Genomic DNA, 1,562 nt, shown 5'->3' with positions numbered 1-1,562 from the left:
CTGCTTACTGAAAACCAGTCTACCTATATTCCCATTGGCGTGGTGCATCGACTGGCAAACCCCGGCAAGTTTGATCTTGAATTGACCGAGGTACAGAGCGGGGGGTATCTGGGGGAGGATGATATTGTCCGGTTTGAGGATACTTACGGTAGGGCGTGATGGGTTGTGAGGGAATGGTTAAGAGGGAATAGGGAATTGGGCTATTCACAATTAACTATTCCCTATTCACTCAAAACCCTACCCCCGCCTTCCCTGATCCAGCCTTTCGGCCAGCCAGGTTTTGACCACAGCTTGCCGGGCAATTCCAAGCCTGGCGGCCTCGCGGTCAAGGGCAGTGATCATCCACTCAGGAAAGTCGATATTGATTCGACGGGTTTCCAGGCCGGGACGTTGAGCGCTGGACCAGTCAATATATTCATCAATGCTGTCGTGGCCTTCATCAAAGGCCTGGTCAAATTCTTTGGCTTTCATAGGCGGCTATCTCTTTGGGTCTTGAGCGACGTACCGAAATAATTCGGGTTGTATCATTACGTGGCGTAAATACGGCAGACCAGTGTTTTCCGGCGTATTTGGCAATGAGCAGGAAACGAGGCTCATCAGAAATCATGGTCTTGATGACCACTCGGTTTTCATCCAGCCAGAGGCTTTGAGCCTGATCGAAATCGATGCCATGTTTTTCCAGATTGCTGAGACTTTTTGCCGGATCATACTCAAACATGATTGTTTTGGTATCCAATATATATCTACAGGCCACCTTAAATATAGGCCAATATATACCGTTTTTCACCTCAGGTGTCTTAGATGAGCATTCTTAATTGTTTTAAGGCCTATGATATTCGTGGCCGTATGCCCGATGAATTGAATGAAGATATTGCCTGGCGGGTTGGCCGGGCGACTGCGGAATTCCTTAAGCCCAAAACTATGATTGTCGGTGGTGATATTCGCCAAAAACCGGGGTCACAAAAACCGAAAACCGAAAACCGAAAACCGAAAACCGAAAAACTCTATCTGACATTGATCAACGTATAAGAAATAATCAGGATAATTACTTTCGCACTCATCCGGATTTACTTAACAAGAGTGTTTTGTCTTACTCTGAGGTAAAAAATTTCTAATGCTAAACAATGTCTGGTATCACCTATGAAAATCTGAATTGCACCCGTGCAGTTTTTCCCCCGCTTCTGGTTCCTGCGTTAACTCCTAGGCTCCAAGCTAACAAGTTGAACTGTTTATTTTTGGATTTGTCAATATCCAGACTCACCTGCTTTAAAGCCTACGACATCCGTGGCCGTATGCCTGATGAATTGAATGAAGATATTGCCTGGCGGATTGGCCATGCAACGGCTGAATACCTTAAGCCCAAAACCATGGTGGTAGGCGGCGATATTCGCTTATCTACACCGGAGCTGAAGGCAGCCCTGAGTGATGGTTTACGGGCCGGTGGTGCCCAGGTGATTGATATCGGGCTGTGCGGTACCGAAGAGGAAATCGGGTCAGGTCTTTCATTGTGCGTGTGCCGTAGCACGGCTTTAGGAGTTCAAAGGACGAAGTCCTGAAGAACG

General features: G+C 47.2%; 4 protein-coding genes and 1 pseudogene. 3 read left to right on the top strand and 2 right to left on the bottom strand.

The annotated features are described in order from the left end of the window. A pseudogene (cpsB, locus tag KDK15_RS03470) lies at window positions 1–159 on the top strand (mannose-1-phosphate guanylyltransferase/mannose-6-phosphate isomerase); the annotation flags it as partial. Window positions 160–237: 78 nt separating this feature from the next. Here cpsB and brnA read toward each other — a convergent pair. Both brnA and KDK15_RS03460 read right to left on the bottom strand, forming a co-directional pair. Then, window positions 238–471: a type II toxin-antitoxin system BrnA family antitoxin gene (gene brnA / locus KDK15_RS03465; protein WP_257293972.1), complete on the bottom strand. Its 234-nt coding sequence runs from the start codon at window positions 469–471 to the stop codon at window positions 238–240. Continuing rightward, entirely contained in the window at window positions 452–736 is a 285-nt protein-coding gene (locus KDK15_RS03460) for a BrnT family toxin (RefSeq protein ID WP_257293971.1), read from the bottom strand. Before KDK15_RS03460 ends, brnA begins: the two co-directional genes overlap by 20 nt. Window positions 737–801: 65 nt before the next feature. Between KDK15_RS03460 and KDK15_RS20950 the strand changes: the two genes are divergently transcribed. Continuing rightward, window positions 802–1,029, top strand: coding sequence for a hypothetical protein (locus KDK15_RS20950; protein WP_306800223.1), 228 nt, complete (start codon window positions 802–804; stop codon window positions 1,027–1,029). Window positions 1,030–1,235: 206 nt separating this feature from the next. Beyond that, window positions 1,236–1,556, top strand: coding sequence for a hypothetical protein (locus tag KDK15_RS03450; protein WP_306800222.1), 321 nt, complete (start codon window positions 1,236–1,238; stop codon window positions 1,554–1,556). The last annotated feature ends 6 nt before the right edge of the window (window positions 1,557–1,562 follow it).

It is taken from the genome of Endozoicomonas sp. YOMI1 (genome assembly GCF_024606345.1).
Taxonomy (GTDB): domain Bacteria; phylum Pseudomonadota; class Gammaproteobacteria; order Pseudomonadales; family Endozoicomonadaceae; genus Endozoicomonas.
The sequence above is the reverse complement of the archived record's forward strand: the minus strand, read 5'-3'. Positions and strand labels throughout refer to the sequence as shown.